A 22,342-nucleotide genomic window follows, 5' to 3' on the forward strand; every position below is an offset into this window, starting at 1 on the left:
GGAGGCGATGTCGTGAGCACCGGACCGACGACCCTGCCCGCGCTCGGCGATAGCGGTCGGCCTGCGCGCCGACGGATGCCGAGACTGCGTGATGCCCGGATCCGGTCCAAGTTGGCGTTGATTCTGGTCGTCCCGGTGGCGGCGGTGATCGCGCTGGCCACGGTCCGTCTGATCTCCGTCGGCGAGGGCGCGTTCGATGCCACGCGGGCCCGGTCACTGACGGCCCTCTCCGTCGACGTCAGCGCCCTCACCCAGGATCTCCAGTCCGAACGGATGGCCGCGGCCGCCTACCTCGCCGCTCCGCAGCAGCCGGCCGACGCGTACAACCTGCGGGTCCGCCAGACGCAGCAGCGGGTGGACGAGTACCGCGCCGAGCGGGGCCGGATCGGCGACGTGCCAGCCGCCCTGCGGGACCGGCTGGCCGCCATCGACGACCACCTGGCCACCCTGGACGGCACCCGTCAGGAGGTGCTGGACCGCCGGCAGATGGCTGTCGCCGAGGCGGTGCTCCGCTACGGAGTCATCCTCACCGACCTGGTCTCCTACGGTGACGGCCTGGCCCAGCTGCCCGGCGACGAGAGCCTGGCGGACAGCCGCCGCGCCGTCGCCGCCTTCGCCCGCGCCAAGGCTTCCGTCGCCGAGGAAGAGGCAGTCGCCTTCACTGCGTTGACGGCCGGTCAGCTCGACTCGGAGCAGTTCTCCTCCTTCGTGGCAACGTTGACCGGTCAGCAGGAGGCCCTGGTCGCGTTCTCCCTGGCCGCCGACCCGGTGCAGCGCGCCCTGGTCGACAGCACCGTCTCCGGCGACGCGGTCGGCCTCGCCGACCGGGTGGCCACCGACATCACCCGCTCGGTCGGGCAGCGCCCGCTGGTCACCGCGCAGGACGCCACCGCGGCGATCGGCGCCGTGAACGACCTGATGCGCTGGGCCGAGATCCAACTGCAGGACCGACTGCTTCAGCAGGCCGACCAGGCCCGTTCGGACGTCATCCGGCAGGCAGTGGTCGAGTCGATCCTGGTGTTGCTGACCCTGATCATCGCCGTGTCGCTGGCAGTGGTGCTGGCCCGCTCGCTCAACCACTCGCTGCGCCGACTGCGTGAGGGCGCCCTCTCGGTGGCCAACCACGACCTGCCCGACGCCGTGCAGCGGCTGCAGAACATGGGCAGCGTGGGTGACGGCGGGGTAGACGAGATCGTCCGCCAGGTCCGGGACCCCATCCAGCTCAACACCCGCGACGAGGTCGGCCAGGTGGCGCTGGCCTTCAACGTCGTACACCGGGAGGCGGTGCGGGTCGCCGCCGAGCAGGCGGCACTGCGTACCAGCGTCTCGGCGATGTTCCTCAACCTGGCCCGCCGTAGTCAGACCCTGGTCGACCGGATGATCGGCGAGCTGGACGCGATCGAGCGCGGCGAGGAAGACCCGAAGCGGCTCGCGCAGCTCTTCGAACTGGACCACCTGGCCACCCGAATGCGCCGCAACGACGAGAACCTGCTCGTCCTGGCCGGCGCCGACTCCGCCGCACCGCGTCACGACAACGCGCTGGTGGTGGACGTGCTGCGTGCCGCCCAGTCCGAGGTGGAGCTCTACAACCGCATCGAGTTCGGCACCGTCGACACGGATATCTCGGTGGCCGCACACGCGGTGAACGACGTGGTACGCCTCGTCGCCGAGCTGCTCGACAACGCCACCCGGTTCTCGCCGCCGAACACCACAGTTGTCGCCGACGGTCGCCGGATCCGCGACTACGTGCTGATCCAGATCGAAGACCGCGGTCTCGGCCTCACCGACGACCAGCTCGACTCGCTCAACCGGCGGCTGGCCGCCCCGCCGAGCGTGGACGTCGCCGCGTTCCGACTGATGGGTCTGGCCGTGGTGAGCCGACTCGCCTCCCGCTACGGCATCCGGGTGGAGTTGCGCCGCAACGTCGAGGGCGGCACCGTCGCCCAGGTGACGTTGCCCGCCGCCACTGTGGTGCTGCCCAGCAACCGGGGCCGCGAGCAGGTGCTCACCCGACCACGTCAGCCGATGGCCGTGGAGCAGGCGCCGCTCACCTCGGGCGGCCACGCCGAGCAGTTCGCCGGTGCCGGGACGACGGCGGCGACCTTGCCCGACCAGTGGCGGACCAGCCCGCCGGCACCCGCCCAGTGGCAGTCGCCGCTGGACTCGCGGGACACCACCCCGGCCGTACAGGCGGGTGGCTACACCGGCCCGCGTTCGACGATGCCGCCGGCACCCGCCGCGCCGGCACCCGTCGCCGCCCCCGCCGCCCCGCTCCCGCCGGCCCGGCCGGCCTACAGCAACGGCGCGGGCGCCTCGCTGGGCAGCCCGACAGTGGCCTACCCGACGGTCGACCCGCTGCCCCGACGCGGGTCCACCCCGGATGCCCCGGTGACCGCGGATGGGCGTGGCACGCAGAGCCTCCCGGTCGGGCCGGTCGCCGGGCCGGGCGCTGTGGCACCGCCGGCCGTTCCGTCGGTGCCCGCCGCACCGGTCAGCACCCGGCCCGACTTCCCCGCCGAGGCTCCGATCTTCCGGGAGATGGAGGCGGTCTGGTTCCGGTCGCACGGCGACGACGCCACCGCGATCTTCACCCGGCCCAACTTCGACGAGCCGCCCGCACCCGCCACCACCGCAGCGGCCGACGCCGGCCTGCGCACCGGCAACGGCGGCCAGCCGAGCGCCGGATCCGTGCCGGCCGCGTCGCCGGCCCGACCGAAGCTGCCGACCCGTACCCCGGGCAGCTCCGGCACCGACGGAGCGGCCACCCCGGGCGCCGACGGACTCGGCGCCACGATGGACGGTTTCGCGGCGCGGCCGTCGGCGCCGCCGACGTACGCCCCGCCCCCGGCCGCCCGGCCGGCTCCGGCCGCACCCGCCCCCGACCCGGGGGCATGGCGCACGGCGGCGGACGAAGGCTGGTCCCGGGCCAGCCGGGCTGCCGAGCCGGCTCCCGCCGGGACCACCCGCTCCGGGTTGCCCAAGCGGGTGCCGCAGCAACAGCTCGTGCCGGGTGGCATCGAACCGAAGAGCGGCCGGGACCGCAGCCGGCGGACCCCGGATGAAGTACGTGGTCTGCTGTCGGCCTACCACCGCGGTGTGCAGCGCGGTCGGACGGCCGGAACGGACCTGAACAGCACCTCGACCAAGGAGAGCCGATGAACAGGCCAGCTGCCATGCAGGACATGGGTTGGCTGCTCACCAACTTCGCCGACAGCGTGGCGGGCATCGCCCACGTGGTGGCGGTGTCCGCAGACGGGCTGCTGCTCGCCTCCTCCCGGGATCTGCCGGGGGACCGGGCGGACCAGCTCGCCGCGATCACCTCCGGGGTGGTGAGCCTGACCGAGGGCGCGGCCCGGATGTTCAGCGCGGGCGGGGTGTTGCAGACAGTCATCGAGATGGACAGCGGGTATCTCTTCCTGATGTCGATCAGCGACGGCTCCTCGATGGCCGTGCTGGCCGCGCGCAGCTGCGACGTGGGCCAGGTGGGCTACGAGATGGCGCTGCTGGTCGAGCGGGTGGGCGCCGCGCTGGTGCCGCTGCCGCGCGACGCGGTGCGCTCTTAGCACCGGAAGGCGGCGCTCTTTCCGAGCGCCGGACCAGGGACGAGAGGCGGCACAGTCCGGCTCAGCAGGGGACGAGGAGGTGATCGGGAATGGACCAACGACGCGCTGACCCGCGTGGCGCGCTGGTGCGTCCGTACGCGGTCACCCGTGGTCGTACCGAGCCCCGGCAGGACATCGCCCTCGAGGCCGTCCTGACCGCCTCTCCCACCCAGGTCGCCGAGTCCCGCTTCGCCGGGCACGACAAGCACCGCATCGCCACGGTCTGTGAGGGCCGAGCACAGTCGCTGGCGGAGATCGCCGCGTATACCCGGATGCCGCTTGGCGTCGCCCGGGTGTTGGTCGCCGACATGGTGGCCGAGAGCCTGCTGACGTTACACACTGCTGCTCCCGCCGAGGGGTTCGAGGAGCGGATGGAACTGCTTGGAAGGGTGCTAAGTGGACTTCGCAGGCTATGACCCCGCAGGGGGGCGGCCGGGCCGGGGAATCGTATCCGCGAAGATCGTCGTCGCGGGCGGCTTCGGCGTCGGTAAGACGACACTGGTCGGGGCGATCTCCGAGATCACACCGCTGACCACCGAGGCGTTGATGACCGCGGCGGGTGTCGGCATCGACGATCCGTCCAAGGTGCCGGGCAAGGAGACCACCACGGTCGCCATGGACTTCGGCCGGATCACCATGGCCCAGGACCTGATCCTGTACCTCTTCGGTACGCCGGGTCAGACTCGGTTCTGGTTCATGTGGGACGAGATCATCCGGGGGGCGGTGGGTGCCGCCGTGCTGGTGGACACCCGCCGGATCACCGACGCCTTCGCCCCGCTGGACTACTTCGAGAACCGCAACCTGCCGTACGTGGTGGCGCTGAACAAGTTCGACGGCGCACCGCAGTACGAGGCCGAGGAGGTCCGCGAAGCGCTGGCCATCTCGCCGCAGGTGCCGCTGGTGATGACCGACGCCCGGCAGCGGGACTCGGTCAAGCAGGTGCTGGTGACTGTCGTCGAGCACGCCATGCTCCGACTCCAGTCCGAGCACGGGCGGGGCTTCCCGACGCCGGTCGGCTGAAACGTCGCGTCACGGCCGGCTCACGACGGCCGGCCGTGACGCGTACAGGCGTGTCGACGCCCTCGGCTCGACCGAGGACGTCGCCGCACGCCCTAGTCGACCCGGAGCCGGTAGCCGCGCTTCACCACTGTCTGCACCACGCGGGGCGCGCGCAGGCCGGCCCGTAGCCGGGCGACGGCCATCTCCACCGCGTGCTCGTCCGCGCCCCGGGGCAGCGTCCTCAGCAACGCCGTGCGAGACAACACCCGACCCGGGGACTGGGCCAACGCCCGCAGCACCGCCATCGGCGCGGGCGCTAGTGGCCGCAGCTCGCCGTCGATCACCGCGGCGTGCCCGCGCAACGTGAGCAGATGCCCGCCGGCCTTGAACGTCACGGTCCGGCGGGGCAGCTCGTCGACGATGGTCCGCACCAGTGCGCCCAACCGGGCCCGACCGGGCGCGCTCACCGGCACCCCGTGCCGCAGCAGAGGCTCGGCGGTCACCGCCCCGACGCAGCTGGCCAGCACGTCGGTGCGCAACGCGGACAGCACCGCGTCGGTGCGGTCGCCGGCGGCCCGCAGCAACGCCTCGGCCGCCGGCGCCGAGGTGAACGTCACCGCGTCCACCAGCCGACCGGCGATCAGGTCGATCAGCCGGTGCAGCGGCGCCGGATCGGTCGGCGGTGCCCAACGGTAGACCGGCACCTCGATGACGGTGGCGCCCGCCGCCTCCAGCGCGAGCGTGCACTCGGGTTGACGCTCGCCGTGCAGCTGCATGGCGATGACCTGCCCGGCCACGCCGCGCCGGCGCAGATGGTCGACCACCTCGTCGCAGCTTTCCGAGGCGGGCGACCACTGGTCGTGCAGCCCGGCCGCCCGGATCGCGCCGCGCGCCTTCGGGCCGCGTGCCACCACGTACGAGCTGGACAGCACGGAGCGCAGCGGCTCGGCCAGCCCCCAGCCCTCGGCCGCCTCCAACCAGCCGCGCATGCCGATGCCGGTGTTGGCCATCAGGATGTCCGGCGGCTGGTCGAGGCAGGCGCGGGTCGCCTCGCGCAGCTCGGTGTCGTCGGACAGCGGCACGATCCGCAGCGCCGGGGCGAGCACCACCCGGGCGCCCCGTCGTTCGAGCAGCGCGGCCAACTCGTCGCGCCGCCGGTCGGCGGTCACCCCGATGGTGAAGCCCGACAGTTCTTCCCGCATCAACCCTCCTGTCGCAGCCGCACCTCGACCAGCCCGTTGCGGCAACGTGCGTCGTGTCGGGCCACGGCCACCCCGGGCAGGTCGAGGCAGTGCCCGCTGCGCAGGTCGTACACCTGCTTGTGCAGCGGTGACGCGACAGTCGGCACCCCGCCGCGGCTGCCGACGATGCCCCGGGACAGCACGTACGCCCCGGAGACCGGGTCGCGGTTGTCGATCGCGAACAGCTCGTCGGCGACCCGGAAGAGCGCGATCTGCACCCCGTCGACCAGGGCGGCGACGCCCCGGTCCGGCTCCAACCGGTCGAGCGGGCAGACGGTGGTCCAGGTAAGGGTGAGGGTCTGGGTCATCGCCGTACCTCCGGTAGGCCGAGGGTGACCGGTTGCCGACGGCGACCATTGGTCGGCTCGGATCCGGTCGGGGACTGGTCGCGTACGGGGACCGGCTGGCCGCGTTCCCTGGTGAAGGTGATCGACGGGTCCGGTACGTCGGGGGCGTTGACGAAGGACGTGTAGCGGCGCAGCCGATCCGGGTCGTCCAGGACGTCGCGCCACTCGTCGGAGTACGACGACACGTGCTGAGCCATCGCCGCGTCGAGGTCCTCGCAGAGCCCGAGCGAGTCGTCCACGATGACCGAGCGCAGGTGGTCCAGGCCGCCGTCCATGGCCTCGATCCAACCGGCGGTGCGTTGCAGCCGGTCGGCGGTGCGGATGTAGTAGATCAGGAACCTGTCGATCAGCCTGATCAGCGCGTCCGTGGACAGGTCGGTGGCGAACAGGTCGGCGTGCCGGGGCCGGAAACCACCGTTGCCGCCGACGTAGAGATTCCAACCGGTCTCGGTGGCGATGATGCCGAAGTCCTTGCTGCGCGCCTCCGCGCACTCCCGGGCGCAACCGGAGACCGCCGACTTGAGCTTGTGCGGAGCACGCAGCCCGCGATAGCGCAGCTCCAGCGCCACGGCCAGCCCCACCGAGTCCTGCACCCCGTACCGGCACCACGTTTCGCCCACGCACGACTTCACAGTGCGCAGCGCCTTGCCGTACGCGTGCCCGGACTCGAAGCCGGCGTCGACCAGCCGCCGCCAGATCTGCGGCAACTGCTCCACCCGCGCCCCGAACAGGTCGATCCGCTGCCCACCGGTGATCTTCGTGTAGAGCTGGAAGTCCCTGGCGACCTCGCCGATCACGATCAGCTTCTCCGGGGTGATCTCGCCGCCCGGGATCCGGGGCACCACCGAATAGCTGCCGTCGCGCTGCAGGTTGGCCAGGAAGTGGTCGTTGGTGTCCTGCAACGACGCCTGTTCGCCGTCGAGCACGTGCCCGCTGCCCAGCGAGGCGAGGATGGACGCCACCACCGGCTTGCAGATGTCACAGCCGCGGCCCCGACCGTGCTCGGCGACGAGCCGGGAGAAGGTGCGGATGCCGCGGACGCGGACGATCTCGAACAGCTCCCGCCGGCTGACGTCGAAGTGCTCGCAGAGCGCGCTGGACTGCGCCACCCCGGCCGCGTCCAGGAGCTGCTTCAGCATCGGCACGCAGGAACCGCAGCTGGTGCCGGCCCTGGTGCACGCCTTCAACGCCGGCACGTCCGCGCAACCGTCGGCGATGGCGGCGTCCACGTCGCCTCGGGTCACCGCGTTGCAGGAGCACACCTGCGCCGCGGCGGGCAGCGCCCCGGCGTCCGCGCCGCCGCCGTCGGGGGCGAGCAGCGCCAGCGGCGCGGCCGGCAGCGGGCCGCCCACACTGGCCCGCAGCGTCGGGTACGCGCTGGCGTCACCGACCAGAACCCCGCCGAGCAGGGTGTGCGCGTCGTCGGAGAGAACCAGCTTCGCGTAGACCCGGGTGGCCGGGTCGGTGAACGTGACGTCCAGGCAGCCCTCGGTCGTGCCGTGGGCGTCGCCGAACGAGGCCACGTCGACGCCGAGTAGCTTGAGTTTGGTGGCGGTGTCCGCGCCCGGGAAGGTCGCCGCGCCGCCGACCAGCCGATCGGCCACCACCTCGGCCGTCGCGTAACCAGGCGCGACCAGACCGTGGCAGGTGCCGTCGACAGCCGCGCACTCCCCGACGGCCCAGATCCGCTCGTCGGCGGTACGACAGGTCGCGTCGACGAGCACCCCGCCGCGCGGGCCCAGCGGCAGGCCGGCGTCCCGGGCTAACTGGTCCCGGGGCCGGATGCCGGCGGCCACCACCACCAGTTCGGCGTCGAGGGCGGTGCCGTCGGACAGTTCCAGGGCCGCGACGCCGCCGTCCGGGCCCTGACGGATCGCTGTGGTCGCCACCCCGAGATGGGTCCGTACGCCCAACTCGTCGACGTAGCGGCGGAGCATCGCGCCGCCGGCCTGGTCCACCTGCACCGGCATCAGCCGGGGCGCGAACTCGACCACGTCGGTGCTTAGGCCGAGCAGTCGCAGGGCATTGGCGGCCTCCAGACCGAGCAGCCCGCCACCGATCACCGCGCCGACCCGCCGGCCCCGCGCGTACGCCCGGATCGCCGCCAGGTCGTCAAGGGTCCGGTAGACGAAGACCCCGGGCAGCTCAGTGCCGGCCACCGGCGGCACGAACGCGTACGACCCGGTGGCGAGCACCAGCGCGTCGTAGCGGTATTCGCCGACGGCCGTGGTGACCACCTGTCGGTCCCGGTCGACGGCGGTTGCCGGCTCGCCGAGTCGCAGCCGCACCCCGTCGTGCGGGGTGTGCAGGTTGAGTTCGCTCTCACCGACCCCGTCGAAGTACGCCGAGAGCCGCACCCTGTCGTACGCCGGGCGCACCTCCTCGGCCAGCACCGTCACCCGCCAGGTGCCCTGTGGGTCACGGGCGCGCAGCGCGTCCACGAAACGCTGCCCGACCATGCCGTTGCCGATGACGACCAGTTCGCCGCCGCTCATCGCGTCACCTCCACCGATTCCGCCTGGCTCAGCCAGTCGACGATGCCGCTCACCGCGTCCCGGCATCCGCCGCACCCGGTGCCGGCCCGCGTCGCGGCCACCACCGCATCGACAGTCCGGGCGCCGGAGCGCCAGCTTCTGACCAGTGCGCCCTTGCTCACCGTGTTGCACTGACAGACCGTGGCCGCGTCCGGCATCAGCGCCGGTGAGGCGGCCGGGGTAGCGCCGGCCGCGCCGAGTGCCCTGCCGAGCAGCAGCGCCCGGCGGTCACTCGGCACCGGCTGACCACGGTCGAAGAGTTGAATCACAGTGCCGACGGCCGGGTTGTCGCCGAGCAGGATCGCGCCGATCAGCCGCTCGTCCCGGATCCGCAGCCGGGCGTAGGTGCCCCGGGTCGGGTCGGCGAAGGTCAACTCCTCGTCCGGCCCGCCACTGGCCGCGTCACCCATCGAGGCCAGGTCGATCCCGGCGGCCTTCAGCCGGGTCACCACCGGGCGGGGCCGGTAGCGGGCCAGGGGGTCCGTCCCGGTCAGCACGTCAGCGAGCACCTGGGCCTGGGCCCAGGCGGGCGCGACCAGCCCGGTGAGCACGCCGTCGTGCTCGGCGCAGTCGCCGATCGCCGAGATGGACCGGTCGCTGGTGCGCAGCCGGTCGTCCACCACCACGCCGCGCCGCACGGTCAGGCCGGCGGCCTGCGCGAGGGCGGTGTCCGGGCGTACGCCGCAGGAGAGCACCAGCAGATCGGCGCGGAGCGACCGGCCGTCGGCCAGGTCGAGGCGGACACCGCTGGCGTCCGCTGCCACGCCGGTCGCCGACACCCCCAGTTGGACGCTGACGCCGAAACCGGCGAGCGTGCCCGCGAGCACCGCGCCGGCGGTCGGGTCCAGTTGCCGTTCCATCAGGTGCTCTCTCGGGTGCACCACAGTGGTGGTCAGCCCTCGGGTGGCCAGCCCTCGGGCGGCTTCCAGGCCGAGCAACCCGCCGCCGAGCACCAGCGCGCTGCGGGCGCCGTCCGCCGCGGCGAGGATCCGCCGGCAGTCGTCCAGGGTCCGGAAGGGGACCACCCGCTCCGGCAGGTTCGCCGGGTCGAGGCCGGGCAGTGGCGGCACCACCGCACGGGCGCCGGTGGCGAGCACCAGATGGTCGTACCCGATCCGCTCGCCGTCGTCGGTTCGGACCTCCCGGGCGGACCTGTCGACGGCCGTCACCGGTACGCCGCTGCGCAGGTCGACGCCGTGCCCGGCGGCTTCGGTCAGCTCCACGTCCGGCTCGTCGATCCGGCCGGCAAGCAGGGTGGAGAGCAGGATCCGGTTGTACGCGCGATGCGGCTCGGCCCCGAGCACAGTGACCTTCCGGTCTCCCTCCCGGGCGTGCAGCTCAGCGGCGAGGCGCGCGCCCGCCATCCCGTTGCCGACGATGACCACCCGGGCGGTCATGCCTTCTCCACCCGGACCGCGCAGATCTTGAACTCGGGCATCCCGGAGATCGGGTCCACCGCGTCGTTTGTCACCGAGTTGGCGCGTCCCGCCCCCGCGTAGTGGAACGGGGCGAACACGGTGTCGGGTCGGATCCCGGCGCTGAGTCGGGCCGGAGCGCGGAACTCACCTCGGCGTGAGGTGACCCGCACCGGGTCGCCGTCGTCGATGCCCAGCCGGGTGGCCAGGTCGGGGTGCAGTTCGACGAACGCCTCCGGGGCGGCGCGCCGCAGCGCTGCCACCCGTCGGGTCTGGGTGCCCGACTGGTACTGCGCCAGCACCCGCCCGGTGGTGAAGTGCAGCGGGTACGTGTCGCAGACCTCCTCGGCGGCGGGCCGATGGTCGACGCTGTGGAAGCGCGCCCGGCCGTCCGGTGTGGCGAACCGGTCGGCGAAGAGTCGGGGCGTGTCCGGCCCGTCCTCGGTCGGGCAGGGCCAGTAGACCCCGTCGTCGGCGTCGATCCGGTCCCAGCTGATGCCGGCGTAGTCGGCGGCCCCACCGGCGGAGGCGCGGCGCAACTCGGCGAAGACGGCGGCCGGGTCGGCCGGGAACCGAGCCGCCGCGACGGCGGCCGGTCGCACACTGGCCGGGTCGGCGTCGGCCGGGTTGGCGTCCGTCGACTCGGTCTCGGCCAGCCGCACCGCCAGGTCGGAGATGATGGCGAGGTCGGTCCGGACACCCGGCGGGGGCGGCCGTAGCGCGCGCCGACGCAGCACCCGACCTTCCAGGTTGGTCATGGTGCCGTCCTCCTCGGCCCACTGCGCGGTCGGCAGCACCACGTCCGCCAACGCGGCCGTCTCGGAGAGCAGGAGGTCCGCGACGACCAGCAGGTCGAGGTCGCGCAGTAGGCCCTCGATCCGGGCCGCCCGGGGAGCCGAGACCACCGGGTTCGACCCGAACACCAGCAACGCGCGTGGGCCACCCGGGGTGCCGAGCGAGTCGAGCAGTTTGTAGGCGGGCACTCCCGGGCCGGGCAGTTCGTCGGCCGGCACGCCCCAGACCCCGGCCACGTGCTCACGGGCCGCCGGGTCGTCGATCCGCCGGTAGCCGGGCAGTTGGTCGGCCTTCTGCCCGTGCTCCCGGCCGCCCTGGCCGTTGCCCTGGCCGGTGAGGCAGCCGTACCCCGATCCGTCGCGGCCGGGCAGACCGAGGGCGAGGGCGAGATTGACGTACGCGGTGACGGTGTCCACCCCCTTGGCGTGCTGCTCGGCGCCGCGCGCGGTCAGGATGATCACGCGACCGCCGGTGCCCAGCGCTCGGGCGGTCGCCTCCAGGTCGGCCACCGGCACCCCGGAGAGCTGTTCCGCGCGGGCCGGCCACCAGGCGGCGACGCCCCGGCGGACCGCGTCGAAACCGGAGGTGCGGTCGGCCACGTAGGCCCGGTCGACCCAACCCTCGGTGAGGGCGATGTGCAGCAGCGCGTTGGCAACCGCCAGGTCGGTGCCGGGCAGCGGTTGCAGGTGCAGGTCGGCCTGGCGGGCGGTGGCGGTGACCCGGGGGTCGATGACGATCAGCTTTCCGCCGCCCCGGCGCTGCTCGGTGAGCCAGCGCACCAGCGGCGGCATGGTCTCCGCCGGGTTCGCTCCGACCAGCAGCAAGGTGTCGGCCCGGCCCAGGTCGGCGAGGGGGAACGGCAGCCCACGGTCGATGCCGAAGGCCCGCATCCCGGCGGCTGCCGCCGAGGACATGCAGAACCGTCCGTTGTAGTCGATGTGCCTGGTACGAAGCCCGATCCGGGCGAACTTCCCCAACGCGTACGCCTTCTCGTTGGTCAGACCACCACCGCCGAAGACGGCGACCGCGTCCCGGCCGGCGTCGTCCTGGACGGCGCGGATGCCGGCGACCACCCGGTCGAGCGCGGTGTCCCAGCTCGCCGGGCGCAGCTCGCCGGTGGCCGCGTCTCGCACCAGCGGAGTGGTCAGCCGGTCCGGGTGGTCGAGCAGTTCGGCGGCGGTCCAACCCTTCTGGCAGAGCCCGCCCCTGTTGGTGGGGAACTCACGTGGGTGGACCGTCACACCAGCGTCGTCAGCGCGCAGCGTCATCCCGCACTGCAGTGCGCAGTACGGGCAGTGCGTCGCCACTTCCCGGGGCGTCAGCCCCGGTGGAGTCGCCGACCGTGCACCGTCTGTCATGTCGGGAAAGCGTGCCGCCGGGCGGTTTCCGGTCCGGGTCCCTTCTGTTTCGGTCCTGTCAAGTGGGGCTCACACCGCACAGGAGCAGCGGGTGTGACGGGTGGGTGACGGCGGCCGCCTCGGACGGACGCTCGACCAGCGCGGCCATAGCGGACGTCATCCCGCAGGGAGCGGTCAGCGCAGGTCAGCGCAGGTCGGCGCGGTGTGAGGGCGGCGGGTCACCCGACTCTCACCGGACTGCGCTTGACGGGAACGCGGGTGGTTGGAAAACGGGCCGCCGGGCGGGCGTGTTCGGCCAGATCAGGGCTGCGGGCATCACGAACAGGGACCGGCGGGCGACCGCATCGCCATTCGTGGCCAGCTCGTGACCGTCAATGCACAGCCACCCGTCGTCCGTCGGCCAGTCGAGAACGCGAATCACGTGGACGAAGATCGGGCGCAGAAATTGCACACTCGCGGGGCGGGTCAGGTGCAAGACGTCGCCCGTGTGCGGCTCCCGCGGTGTGGGCTTCGGCTCGGGTCGCCGATCGGACGGCTGCCCCGTCAGTGCTCGTCAGTCGAGATCTTGGACAGTTTCCGTTCTGACGTAACGGAAACTGTCCAAGATCTGAGCAGGTCGAAGGCGGCCCCGCCACGAACGCGTTAGCCGCGTTCCGTGAGATCTACCGGCCGCGCCGTCTGATCCCCCGGGAAGCACCCCCCCGACTCCTCTCCCCCCCGCTTCCCGCGCACCGCCCTCTCCTGCGGCGATCTTGCATTTTCTGTGGCGGCATAAAGGATGAATGCGACGAAACGACGACCGGAAGTGCAAGATCGGCGGCGGTCTCGATGACCACTAGCCCTTGAGTCGCACCGGGGGGTGGGGCTGAATCTTTGACGACGTCAGCCCCGTTCGCTGGCTTATAATGTGGGAAAGTTGTCTCAATAGGTGGGAGTCCGCGATGAGTGTGACTGACGTTTTCGACGCGGTTGCCGGCACCTACGACGAGGCGCGCAGGCGGCTGATCCCGTGCTTCGACGCCTTCTACGGCGCCGCCGTCCAGGTGGCAGCGCCGCCGTTGCGGGCCGCGCTCGCCGCCGGTCGTACCCCGGAGGTGTTGGATCTGGGCGCGGGCACTGGCCTGCTCTCCCTGCTGCTGTCCACCGCGGTGCCCGGAGTCCGGCTGACCCTGGTGGACGGAGCGCCGGCGATGCTCGCCCGCGCCACCGACCAGTTGGACGCGCGGTCCGTGCCACACCGAACGGTCCACGCCGACCTGGCTGACGAACTGCCGCCGGGCCGGTACGACGCGGTGGTCAGCGCGCTGGCGATCCATCACCTGGACGACGCCGGCAAGCGCGCGCTCTACCGGCGGGCCGCTGCCGCGCTGGCGCCGGGTGGGGTATTCGTCAACGCCGAGCAGGTCGCCGGCCCGACGCCGGAGCTGGACCGGCGCTACGACGAGGTGTGGCTGGAGCGGATCACCGAACTGGACGCGTCCCCCGACGAGATCGCGGCTTCCCGGGAGCGGATGCGCCACGACCGCCCGGCCACGGTGGCCGACCAGTGCCGGTGGCTCGCCGAGGCGGGCCTTGTCGACGTCGACTGCTACTTCAAGGAGTGGCGCTTCGCGGTGTTCGGCGGCCGGGCCGGGTAAGCCCGACGGAATGTGCGTTTCGCCGCCCGGGGGCGAGCCGGTGAACGCAGGGATGACTGTTGGTCACACCGATGGGTAATCTGCTCGGCATGACTGCCAAGGTGACTCTCTCGTTCACGGACGAGACGATCGAGGAGGCGCGGCGGTTCGCCAAGCGCGAAGGGCTGTCGCTCTCCGCGTGGATGGACCAGGCCGCCCGGGAGAAGGCGCTGCGCGAGGTCTTCACCGCGCACGCTGCCGCCGTCGGCCGCGCCAGCCTGGATCTGGAGTCCGCCGCGCTCGCCGACGCCCGCGAGGTGGGCATGGTCAACGACCTGTTCTCCGGCGGACGGCCGCGTGCTGCGTAGGGGTGAGATCTGGCGCATCGAGGGCGCCCGAGAACGCCTCGGCCTCGTGATCAGCTCGGACGTCTACAACTCCACCGACGTGCCCATCGTGATCGTGGTCGAGGTGGTCGAGGAGTCGCTCCTGCGGGACTCGCCGCTCGCCGTGTCGATGGGCCGGTACGTGGTGATGCCCGACCGGATCTCCTCGCCCATGAAGAAGTGGTTCACCGCGTGCGTGGACGTTGCCGACACCGACACCATGCTCCGGGTCGGCCGCGCGCTGCGCATCCTCCAGCAGCTCTGAGCGCGCGCGAAGGCAGCTCCGATCGTGCCGCCCCGATGGCGTGCTCACCATCGCCGCCGGCCCGTGGTGCGATAGCCGTTTCCGGCCCGACCCGCGACGGGCACTGCCAGGTAACCGGGTGTTCCTAGCGTTTCCCCTCGTCACATCGACGAGGAGGAGCCGCCGTGAGCACGCTCACCAGCACCGTAGTCACCGCCGAGCCGCCTGCCGTCACCGGTCGCCGGCAACCGCTGCAGGACTGGCGCCCCGAGGACCCGGACTTCTGGCAGGCCACCGGCGCGCCGATCGCCCGACGCAACCTCTGGGTCTCGATCTTCGCGGAGCACGTCGGCTTCTCGGTGTGGAGTCTCTGGTCGGTCACAGTGCTCTTCCTCGGCCCCGCGTACGGCATCGATCCGGCCGGGAAGTTCCTGCTCACCGCCGTGCCGGCCGCCCTGGGCGCGGTGCTGCGGCTGCCGTACACGCTGGCGGTGGCCCGCTTCGGCGGACGACGCTGGACGATCATCAGCGCACTGCTGTTGCTGGTGCCCGCGGTCCCGATGACGGTGCTGCTGGAACCCGGGGTGTCCTACACCACCCTGATGGTGCTCGCCTGCCTCACCGGGGTCGGCGGCGGCAACTTCGCCTCCTCGATGGCGAACATCAACCTGTTCTACCCGCAGCGGCTCAAGGGACGGGCGCTCGGGCTCAACGCCGGTGGCGGCAACCTGGGCGTACCCGCCGTGCAGTTGGTCGGCCTGGCGGTCCTCGCCACCGCGGGTGCCGCGTACCCCCGGTTGGTGCCGGCGGTCTACCTGCCGTTGATCGTGCTGGCCGCGCTGGCCGCGGCCCGCTGGCTGGACACCGTGCCCGGGGCGCGCAACGAGCCGGGCGCGTTGCGGGAGGCGGCCCGCGACCCGCACACCTGGGTGATGTCGCTGCTCTACATCGGCACCTTCGGCTCGTTCATCGGCTTCGGTTTCGCGTTCGGCCAGGTGCTCCAGCTCCAGTTCGCCGAGCGGTTCCCCACCCCGGTCGACGCCGCCTGGCTGACCTTCCTGGGCCCGCTGGTCGGCTCGCTGATCCGGCCGCTGGGCGGGCACCTCGCCGACCGTCTGGGCGGGGCACGGGTGACCTTCTGGAACTTCGTGGCGATGGCGGCTGGCGCGAGCACAGTGCTGTACGCGGCCCGGGAGCGCTCGTTCGGGCTCTACCTCGCCGGGTTCCTCGCCCTCTTCGTCTTCTCCGGCGTCGGCAACGGCTCCACGTACAAGATGATTCCGGCGATCTTCCGGGCCCGCTCGGCGGACGCGGTGGCCGCCGGTCAGCGTGATCCGGAGGCCGCCGCGCGGTGGGCGCGACGGATGACCGGCGCGTTGATCGGCATCGCGGGTGCGATCGGCGCCTGCGGCGGGGTGCTGGTCAACATCGCGTTCCGCCAGTCGTTCCTCAGCTCGGGCAACGCCGACGCCGCCTACCTGGCCTTCATCGGCTGGTACGCGTTGTGCTTCGCGGTCACCTGGGTGGTCTACCGCCGTCCGAGGGCCGGTCGACTCGCCAACGTGTGAGCTGAGACACCCTCGGCGCGTCGCCGCGCGGGACCGCACCCCCGTTTTGACCTGCGGACGGGGCGCCGGGTATCGTTGCCTGCTGTTGTACGACATCCAGAGGCGTGCCCCTTCAGGTACGCTTGGTCGTTCGTGCGCGCTGGTCCGGCCTGCTAGATCTGGTCACCTCGGCGCGCGACCCCAGACCGACGACGAGACAAGGTAGACCTGTGCGTACGTACAGCCCGAAGCCGGGTGAGATCGAGCGTCAGTGGCACGTCATCGACGCCTCTGATGTCGTGCTGGGCCGCCTGGCCACCCACGCCGCCACGTTGCTGCGTGGTAAGCACAAGCCGACTTTCGCGCCGCACGTCGACACGGGCGACTTTGTCGTCATCGTGAACGCGGGCAAGGTTGCGTTGACCGGCAACAAGCGCCACACCAAGGTCGCTTACCGCCACTCGGGTTACCCGGGTGGTCTGAAGCAGATCGGCTACGACGAGCTGCTGACCAAGCGTCCCGAGCGGGCCATCGAGCTGGCCGTGAAGGGGATGCTCCCGCACAACAAGCTCGGCCGTCAGCTCATCAAGAAGCTGAAGGTCTACGCCGGTGCCGAGCACCCGCACCTCGCGCAGCAGCCGGTGCCGTTCGAGATCAAGCAGATCGCGCAGTGAGCGCGGGCGAAGGAAGCAGCATGACCGACATCATCGAGACCGAGGTCGCCCCGGAAGCCACGGAGGCCCCCGAGGCCACCGAGGCGCCGGCCCCCGTTGCCCGCGCGCCTCGTGGTGACCGGCCGATCCAGACCGTGGGCCGCCGCAAGGAGGCCATCGTCCGGGTTCGCCTCGTTCCGGGCACCGGCAAGATCACCTGCAACGGCCAGGACCTCGAGGCGTACTTCCCGAGCAAGGTGCACCAGCAGCTCATCAAGGACCCGCTGGTCACCGCCGAGAAGCCCGAGCAGTTCGACGTCATCGCCAACCTGCGTGGCGGCGGCACCACCGGCCAGGCCGGTGCGCTCCGGCTGGGCATCGCCCGCGCGCTGATCATCAACGAGCCGGACGACCGCCCGGCCCTGAAGAAGGCCGGCTTCCTCACCCGTGACGCCCGGGTCAAGGAGAGCAAGAAGTACGGCCTCAAGAAGGCCCGTAAGGCTCCTCAGTACTCGAAGCGCTGATCTTTTCCAGCGCGTTGTACTTCTGACGGACGGCCGGTCCGCCTCCCCTCGGGGGAGGCGGGTCGGCCGTTCCGCTTTCTCCTCACTAGCAGTGCTCTTTCGGAGGTTGGCGGGTATGGGTCGGTTGTTCGGCACGGACGGCGTACGCGGGCGGGCAAACGCGGATCTCACCCCGGAATTGGCGCTGGCGCTCGCGGTGGCCGCCGCGCACACACTCGCCGAGACGGACCGCAGTCATCCGCCGCTCGCCGTCGTCGGTCGCGACACCCGCGCCAGCGGCGAGATGCTGGAGGCTGCCGTGGTCGCGGGGCTGACCAGTGCCGGCGCCAACGTGGTGCGGGTCGGCGTGCTGCCCACGCCGGCGGTGGCGTTCCTCACCGCGGAGGCCAAGGCCGACCTGGGTGTGATGCTCTCCGCGTCGCACAACCCGATGCCGGACAACGGCATCAAGCTCTTCGCCGCCGGTGGGCACAAGTTGCCCGACGAGATCGAGATGCAGATCGAGGCGGCCGTCGAGACGAACGCCACCACCGCCTGGGACCGGCCGATCGGTGCCGGCGTCGGCCGGGTGCACGACCTGCTCGACGGTGCCGACCACTACGTCCAGCACCTGGTGGGCACCGTTCCGCACCGGCTCGACGGGATCAAGGTAGTGGTCGACTGCGCCAACGGCGCCGCCGCCGAGGTCGCCCCCGTCGCCTACCGGGAGGCCGGCGCGGAGGTCATCGCCATCCACGCGGAGCCCGACGGGCTGAACATCAACGACGACTGTGGCTCCAACCACATCGAGGCGCTGCGCGCCGCAGTGGTCGAGCACGGCGCCCACCTGGGCATCGCCCACGACGGCGACGCCGACCGCTGCCTGGCGGTCACCGCCGACGGCGACGAGGTGGACGGCGACCAGGTCATGGCGATCCTCGCGCTGGCCATGCGGGACGCCGGCACGCTCACCCAGGACACCCTGGTGGCCACCGTGATGAGCAACCTCGGGCTGCGGCTCGCGATGTCCGCGCAGGGCATCCGCCTGATCGAGACCAAGGTCGGCGACCGGTACGTGCTGGAGGAGCTGCGTGCCTCGGGGCTGGCGCTCGGCGGTGAGCAGAGCGGCCACATCGTGATGCCCGCGCACGCCACCACCGGCGACGGGGTGCTCACCGGCCTGCACCTGATGGCTCGGATGGCGGCCACCGGCCAGTCCCTCGCGGAGTTGGCCTCGGTGGTCACCAAGCTGCCCCAGGTGCTGATCAACGTGCCGGTCGGCGACCGGACCGTCGGCGCCGCCGCACCCGCGGTACGCGCCGAGGTCGAGCGGGCCGAGGCGGAGCTGGGGGAGACCGGCCGGGTGCTGCTGCGCCCGTCGGGCACCGAACCGCTGGTCCGGGTGATGGTCGAGGCGGCCACCGAGGCGACCGCCCGTGAGGTCGCCGAGCGGATCGCCGAGCTGGTGCGCACCGCGAGCCCGGTCGCCTGAGGCCACCTCGGGGCGGCGTCACAGCCGCAGTCGGGCCGCCCGCTCGTACGTGTCGGAGGGGTCCTCGCCGTCGGTGAGGTCGAGGTCCTCGGTGACTCGTCCGTCGGTCAGTCGGACCAGTCGGTCGCAGCGGGCGGCGATGGCCTGTTCGTGTGTGGCGAGCAGGATGGTCATGCCGTGCCGTTCACGGAGGTCGAGCAGCAGGTCGAGGATCTGCCCACCGGTGGTGGAGTCGAGGTTGCCGGTGGGCTCGTCGGCCAGCAGCAGGCCCGGCGCCCCCATCAGGGCGCGGGCGATGGCGACCCGTTGCTGCTGGCCACCGGAGAGCTGCGCGGGCAGGGCGCGTTCCCGCCCGGCCAGGCCGACCGCGTCGAGCAACTCGCGGGCTCGGGTCGCGTGATCGGCCCGGCCCCGGCGGGGGAGGACCGGCGCGATCACGTTGTCCAGCACGGTGAGTGCGGGCAGCAGATGGTAGCGCTGGAATACGAAGCCGACCCGTTGCCGGTAGCGAGCCAGTGCGGCCCGACGCAGGTCGCTGACCACCACGTCGTCGACTGTCACGCTGCCCTCGTCGGCCTGCTCGATCGCGCCGATGAGATGCAGCAGCGTGGACTTGCCCGACCCGCTCGGCCCGGTCAACGCCACCACCGAGCCGGCCGCGACGGTCAGGGAGACGTCGTCGACAGCGGTCAGCTGGTCCGCCCCGGTGCCGAATCGTCGTGTCAGGTGGTCGACCGAGATCGCGCTGCCGATCTGCTCGCTCATGACTGCTACTCCTCTGCCAGAAGTCGGGCGGGTCGTAGGCGCGGCAACAGGGCGGCGGGCACCAGCGCGGCGACGGCGCTGAGCAACGCGCCCGCCAGCGCGACCAGCACGGCCACCAGGAGCAGCGCGCCGGGAAGGGCGCCGATCAGCAAACCCGCGCTGGCCAGGCCGACCGCGGCGCCGGTCGTCGAACCGACGAGCCCCAGCGTCAGCCCCTCGTAGCCGACCAGCCGGCCGAGTTCGGCGTCGGTCCAGCCGATCGCCCGCAGGGTGGCCAACTCGGCGGCCCGGTCGCGGATGTTCAGGTAGAGCACGTCCGCCACCGCAGCGGCACCGAGCAGCACCGTGGCCGCGGCGGCCACGGTGTCCGCGCCGCGGACGCTCAGCGAGACCACGTCGCCGAGCAGGCTGCCGACGATCGCCCCCCGGAACGCCCACGCGGCGGCGGTGACCAGCGTCAGCGCGGCCACCCCGATGGCCAGCGCGCCGGCGCCGAGGACCGTACGCCCGGGGGTGCGGGCCAGGTTCACCAGCGCCAACCCGAAGAGGGTGCGTGGCCGGCGCACCCAGCCGGCGGGAGCGACGATCGGGCGGAGGGCGGCGGCCGGGTGGGTGCGCGCGGCCCGCAGCGCCGGCACCAGGCCGGCGGCCACCGCGAGCAGCAGGGCGATGGGTACGGCAAGGGCCGACCGCCGCCAGTCGACGTCGATGCCGAGCGCGATTCCGAGCGGGATCGCGAGGGTCAGCGAGAGCAGACCGGCGATGAGCCCCAGCAGGGCCACCTCGCCCAGGATCAGCGCCGCGATGCGGCGGACCGGCCAACCGAGACAGGAGAGAACCGCCAGCTCGGAGCGCCGGTCCCGGACGGCGGCGCTGACCGCGTTGCCGAGGAAGAGCACACACACCACCAGGACCAGCACGAAAAGCACAATGCTCTTGCGGTCCACCGCCTGAGTGATGATCGAGGCCACACCGAGTGCCGACCAGTTCTCGGTCAGCCGCAGCATCGGCCGGCCGAACGAGCCGGCGGGAAGCTCCACCGTCTGCGGCGCGCCCGACGAGCCGAGGGTGATGTCGACGTCCAGCCCGGTGCGTGCCGCGATCTGCTCGGCGACCAGTCGGACCCGCTCGGCCGATCGCTCGCTGTAGCCGCCCACGTCGGCCACCCGTACCCGGATCGCGCTGATCGGGGCCTTGGCCTGTGGCCCGCCGCCACCCTGCAGGATCTTCGGCACGCTGGCGAGGTTGGTGAGGAGCAGCGGCGGCGCGGACAGATAGCCGGCAGGGTTGCCGCTGGGCGCCAGCGGTTGACCACCCAGCGCCGCCCGGCTGCGGTCGTCGGCACCCTGTGCCGTCGGCGCCTGGTAGGTCTCCAGCGGCAGTTGGCCGAGGTCACTGAACCCGGTCAGCCGGCCCGGGTCGAAGACACCGACGGCCCGCCAGAAACGATTGGCGCTGTTCGCGCCCACGGGTAGCGGCAGCGCCCGTATCGATCGGGAACCGGTGTCGTCGGCAAGCCAGGGTCGGGGCAGCGGGTTGAACGCCTCCTTCTTGCCGTACACCTCGGGGTCGCCGGGCGGTTGCTGGCGGGCCCGCAGGCTGCCGTCGGGTAGCGGGTCGTACTGCACCTCGGCCGACTGCACGACCGTCTGAAGTTGACCGTGGCAGCACCCGGCCAGGGAAAGCTCCTCGGTGAGCATCGCCTGGTGCCCGGCGCTGAGGTCGTACCGACCGGACCCGGCGGGAGTCCCCCCAGGGCGGCTCAACGTCTCTTCCAGGTCGATCGCCTCCACCCCGGCGGGGCTGATCGAGAGCCGGGTGAACCTGGCCGCCAGCGACTCGTCGATGAAGGGTCGGTTGGTGACGAGGACCGGGACCTCCTGGTTGTCCGCTGTGCCCCGGCGGTTGACGGCGACAGTGTCGTCGGTGCGGACGGCTCGACCGGTGACGACTGCGTCGTCGAGTCCGACGAGTTGGTCCTCGGCCGCCGGGTCCACAGCGGCCAGGAGGAACGGCACGGTCAGGTCGTACGCCATCACCAGCCGGTCATTGGGTGTAGCGGAGCCGTCCCGGTCGGTCGCGAGGATGTAGGAGTCGGCTTGGAACCGACCGTCGGGCAGCAGTTGGACGGCGTGCAGGGACCAATCCTCGCGCTCGGAGTAGGTGCCCGGGTTGCCGAGCAACGCGTATCCCGGATCGCAGATGGGAAGGCTGCGCCCGTCCGGCTGCACCTCGCGGGGCGTCGGCCCGCAGGTGTCCGACCAGGAGTAGGACCGCCCATCGGAGTACGGCACTGTGTCACCGTCGACTCCCCTGTCGATCCGGGGGTAGATCAACGGCTTCGTGGTCACGTACACGTACCGGGGTTTGCCCGGTGCGCTGGAGAGACCGCGTTCGGCGTGGAAGGTCGGGTCGACCCGGATGACCTGCTGGTCCAGCGAGCGGTCGACGGCCTCGGTGAGGTCGATCGGAGTCGGCAGCAGCGTGGTGGAATAGCCGAGCATCGCGATCGGGGCCGCCACCTCGATGCCGGGGACGGCGGTCACCTGCTCGTACTGCTGCGTGGTGATGCCGCCGAACAGCCCGGAGAGATAGTTGGGGCGGACCAGCCGGCGCTCGGCCTCCAGCGGGGTGCGGGTCCCCTTCGGACGGACCAGGATCTCGTAGGCGACCTGGGTGTTGCGCTCGACAGTGCCGGTGACGTCCAGGTGGGAGGTGGTGGTGGCGCCGGTCAGGACCACGAAGCCGGTGGTAGCCACCAGCACGCCGACCAGTAGCGCCACCGACCGTCCCGCACGGCCGCGCAGCTGTCTCCAGATGAAGCCGAGCATCGCGCCTCCCCGTG

19 protein-coding genes are annotated in these 22,342 nt (G+C 72.1%); 11 read left to right on the forward strand and 8 right to left on the reverse strand.

Annotation, left to right across the window (positions count from 1 at the left end):
* The first annotated feature begins 12 nt into the window (after positions 1-12).
* The 4 genes from OG992_RS24770 to OG992_RS24785 all read left to right on the forward strand — a co-directional run bounded on the left by OG992_RS24770 (position 13) and on the right by OG992_RS24785 (position 4,622).
* The gene (locus tag OG992_RS24770) at positions 13-3,159 is read left to right on the forward strand and encodes a nitrate- and nitrite sensing domain-containing protein (protein ID WP_238687813.1); all 3,147 of its coding nucleotides are present in this window, start codon (positions 13-15) and stop codon (positions 3,157-3,159) included.
* Entirely contained in the window at positions 3,156-3,563 is a 408-nt protein-coding gene (locus OG992_RS24775) for a roadblock/LC7 domain-containing protein (protein ID WP_007465177.1), read from the forward strand. The genes OG992_RS24770 and OG992_RS24775 overlap by 4 nt, the downstream gene beginning before the upstream one ends.
* Positions 3,564-3,652: 89 nt before the next feature.
* A complete protein-coding gene (locus tag OG992_RS24780; protein ID WP_007465174.1) occupies positions 3,653-4,018 on the forward strand; it encodes a DUF742 domain-containing protein in 366 nt (121 codons plus the stop codon).
* A complete protein-coding gene (locus tag OG992_RS24785; RefSeq protein WP_030329978.1) occupies positions 3,999-4,622 on the forward strand; it encodes an ATP/GTP-binding protein in 624 nt (207 codons plus the stop codon). Before OG992_RS24780 ends, OG992_RS24785 begins: the two co-directional genes overlap by 20 nt.
* Positions 4,623-4,714: 92 nt before the next feature.
* On the opposite strand, the gene OG992_RS24790 is transcribed toward OG992_RS24785, so the two are convergent.
* From OG992_RS24790 to OG992_RS33835, 6 genes are all read right to left on the reverse strand, one after another.
* A complete protein-coding gene (locus OG992_RS24790) occupies positions 4,715-5,803 on the reverse strand; it encodes a uroporphyrinogen-III synthase (protein ID WP_266304415.1) in 1,089 nt (362 codons plus the stop codon).
* Positions 5,803-6,150, reverse strand: a complete 348-nt coding sequence (gene nirD / locus OG992_RS24795; RefSeq protein ID WP_238687811.1) for a nitrite reductase small subunit NirD — start codon at positions 6,148-6,150, stop codon at positions 5,803-5,805. Before nirD ends, OG992_RS24790 begins: the two co-directional genes overlap by 1 nt.
* Positions 6,147-8,684, reverse strand: coding sequence for a nitrite reductase large subunit NirB (gene nirB, locus OG992_RS24800; RefSeq protein WP_238687810.1), 2,538 nt, complete (start codon positions 8,682-8,684; stop codon positions 6,147-6,149). Before nirB ends, nirD begins: the two co-directional genes overlap by 4 nt.
* Positions 8,681-10,120, reverse strand: a complete 1,440-nt coding sequence (locus OG992_RS24805) for an FAD-dependent oxidoreductase (protein ID WP_266304416.1) — start codon at positions 10,118-10,120, stop codon at positions 8,681-8,683. The genes nirB and OG992_RS24805 overlap by 4 nt, the downstream gene beginning before the upstream one ends.
* The gene (locus OG992_RS24810; RefSeq protein ID WP_266304417.1) at positions 10,117-12,291 is read right to left on the reverse strand and encodes a molybdopterin oxidoreductase family protein; all 2,175 of its coding nucleotides are present in this window, start codon (positions 12,289-12,291) and stop codon (positions 10,117-10,119) included. The genes OG992_RS24805 and OG992_RS24810 overlap by 4 nt, the downstream gene beginning before the upstream one ends.
* Positions 12,292-12,520: 229 nt before the next feature.
* Positions 12,521-12,838, reverse strand: coding sequence for a hypothetical protein (locus OG992_RS33835; RefSeq protein ID WP_323181969.1), 318 nt, complete (start codon positions 12,836-12,838; stop codon positions 12,521-12,523).
* Positions 12,839-13,232: 394 nt separating this feature from the next.
* Here OG992_RS33835 and OG992_RS24815 point away from each other — a divergent pair, with 394 nt between their 5' ends.
* The 7 genes from OG992_RS24815 to glmM all read left to right on the forward strand — a co-directional run bounded on the left by OG992_RS24815 (position 13,233) and on the right by glmM (position 18,732).
* Complete coding sequence (locus OG992_RS24815; protein ID WP_266304418.1) at positions 13,233-13,928, forward strand: class I SAM-dependent methyltransferase; 696 nt, start codon at positions 13,233-13,235, stop codon at positions 13,926-13,928.
* 89 nt (positions 13,929-14,017) lie between these two features.
* Positions 14,018-14,275, forward strand: a complete 258-nt coding sequence (locus OG992_RS24820; RefSeq protein ID WP_091403518.1) for a DUF6364 family protein — start codon at positions 14,018-14,020, stop codon at positions 14,273-14,275.
* The gene (locus tag OG992_RS24825; protein ID WP_091402325.1) at positions 14,265-14,558 is read left to right on the forward strand and encodes a hypothetical protein; all 294 of its coding nucleotides are present in this window, start codon (positions 14,265-14,267) and stop codon (positions 14,556-14,558) included. Before OG992_RS24820 ends, OG992_RS24825 begins: the two co-directional genes overlap by 11 nt.
* Before the next feature lie 164 nt (positions 14,559-14,722).
* Positions 14,723-16,105, forward strand: a complete 1,383-nt coding sequence (locus tag OG992_RS24830; protein WP_266304419.1) for a NarK/NasA family nitrate transporter — start codon at positions 14,723-14,725, stop codon at positions 16,103-16,105.
* A 209-nt stretch (positions 16,106-16,314) separates the two neighbouring features.
* Positions 16,315-16,758 (forward strand): 50S ribosomal protein L13, encoded by a 444-nt coding sequence (gene rplM / locus OG992_RS24835; protein WP_238679468.1) that lies wholly within the window; start codon positions 16,315-16,317, stop codon positions 16,756-16,758.
* Positions 16,759-16,778: 20 nt separating this feature from the next.
* A complete protein-coding gene (rpsI, locus tag OG992_RS24840; protein ID WP_238687804.1) occupies positions 16,779-17,261 on the forward strand; it encodes a 30S ribosomal protein S9 in 483 nt (160 codons plus the stop codon).
* Positions 17,262-17,376: 115 nt separating this feature from the next.
* The gene (gene glmM, locus OG992_RS24845; RefSeq protein ID WP_091402319.1) at positions 17,377-18,732 is read left to right on the forward strand and encodes a phosphoglucosamine mutase; all 1,356 of its coding nucleotides are present in this window, start codon (positions 17,377-17,379) and stop codon (positions 18,730-18,732) included.
* A gap of 18 nt (positions 18,733-18,750) precedes the next feature.
* Here the strand turns inward: glmM and OG992_RS24850 are convergent, their stop codons facing one another.
* Both OG992_RS24850 and OG992_RS24855 read right to left on the reverse strand, forming a co-directional pair.
* Positions 18,751-19,497: an ABC transporter ATP-binding protein gene (locus OG992_RS24850; RefSeq protein ID WP_238687803.1), complete on the reverse strand. Its 747-nt coding sequence runs from the start codon at positions 19,495-19,497 to the stop codon at positions 18,751-18,753.
* 5 nt (positions 19,498-19,502) lie between these two features.
* Positions 19,503-22,328 carry an ABC transporter permease gene (locus OG992_RS24855; protein ID WP_266304420.1) on the reverse strand — a complete coding sequence of 942 codons (2,826 nt, stop codon included), beginning with the start codon at positions 22,326-22,328 and terminating at the stop codon, positions 19,503-19,505.
* Between the last annotated feature and the right edge of the window lie 14 nt (positions 22,329-22,342).

The sequence above is a fragment of the Micromonospora sp. NBC_00362 genome (genome assembly GCF_026342155.1).
Taxonomy (GTDB): Bacteria; Actinomycetota; Actinomycetes; order Mycobacteriales; family Micromonosporaceae; genus Micromonospora; species Micromonospora hortensis.

Excerpts from the sequence above, each read along its gene's own strand:
- nirB (WP_238687810.1), bottom strand. The coding sequence starts at position 8,684 with ATGAGCGGCGGCGAACTGGTCGTCATCGGCAACGGCATGGTCGGGCAG.
- OG992_RS24805 (WP_266304416.1), bottom strand. The coding sequence starts at position 10,120 with ATGACCGCCCGGGTGGTCATCGTCGGCAACGGGATGGCGGGCGCGCGC.
- OG992_RS24855 (WP_266304420.1), bottom strand. The coding sequence starts at position 22,328 with ATGCTCGGCTTCATCTGGAGACAGCTGCGCGGCCGTGCGGGACGGTCG.
- rpsI (WP_238687804.1), top strand. The coding sequence starts at position 16,779 with ATGACCGACATCATCGAGACCGAGGTCGCCCCGGAAGCCACGGAGGCC.
- OG992_RS24810 (WP_266304417.1), bottom strand. The coding sequence starts at position 12,291 with ATGACAGACGGTGCACGGTCGGCGACTCCACCGGGGCTGACGCCCCGG.
- OG992_RS24775 (WP_007465177.1), top strand. The coding sequence starts at position 3,156 with ATGAACAGGCCAGCTGCCATGCAGGACATGGGTTGGCTGCTCACCAAC.
- OG992_RS24790 (WP_266304415.1), bottom strand. The coding sequence starts at position 5,803 with ATGCGGGAAGAACTGTCGGGCTTCACCATCGGGGTGACCGCCGACCGG.
- nirD (WP_238687811.1), bottom strand. The coding sequence starts at position 6,150 with ATGACCCAGACCCTCACCCTTACCTGGACCACCGTCTGCCCGCTCGAC.
- glmM (WP_091402319.1), top strand. The coding sequence starts at position 17,377 with ATGGGTCGGTTGTTCGGCACGGACGGCGTACGCGGGCGGGCAAACGCG.
- OG992_RS24850 (WP_238687803.1), bottom strand. The coding sequence starts at position 19,497 with ATGAGCGAGCAGATCGGCAGCGCGATCTCGGTCGACCACCTGACACGA.
- OG992_RS24815 (WP_266304418.1), top strand. The coding sequence starts at position 13,233 with ATGAGTGTGACTGACGTTTTCGACGCGGTTGCCGGCACCTACGACGAG.
- OG992_RS24820 (WP_091403518.1), top strand. The coding sequence starts at position 14,018 with ATGACTGCCAAGGTGACTCTCTCGTTCACGGACGAGACGATCGAGGAG.
- OG992_RS24780 (WP_007465174.1), top strand. The coding sequence starts at position 3,653 with ATGGACCAACGACGCGCTGACCCGCGTGGCGCGCTGGTGCGTCCGTAC.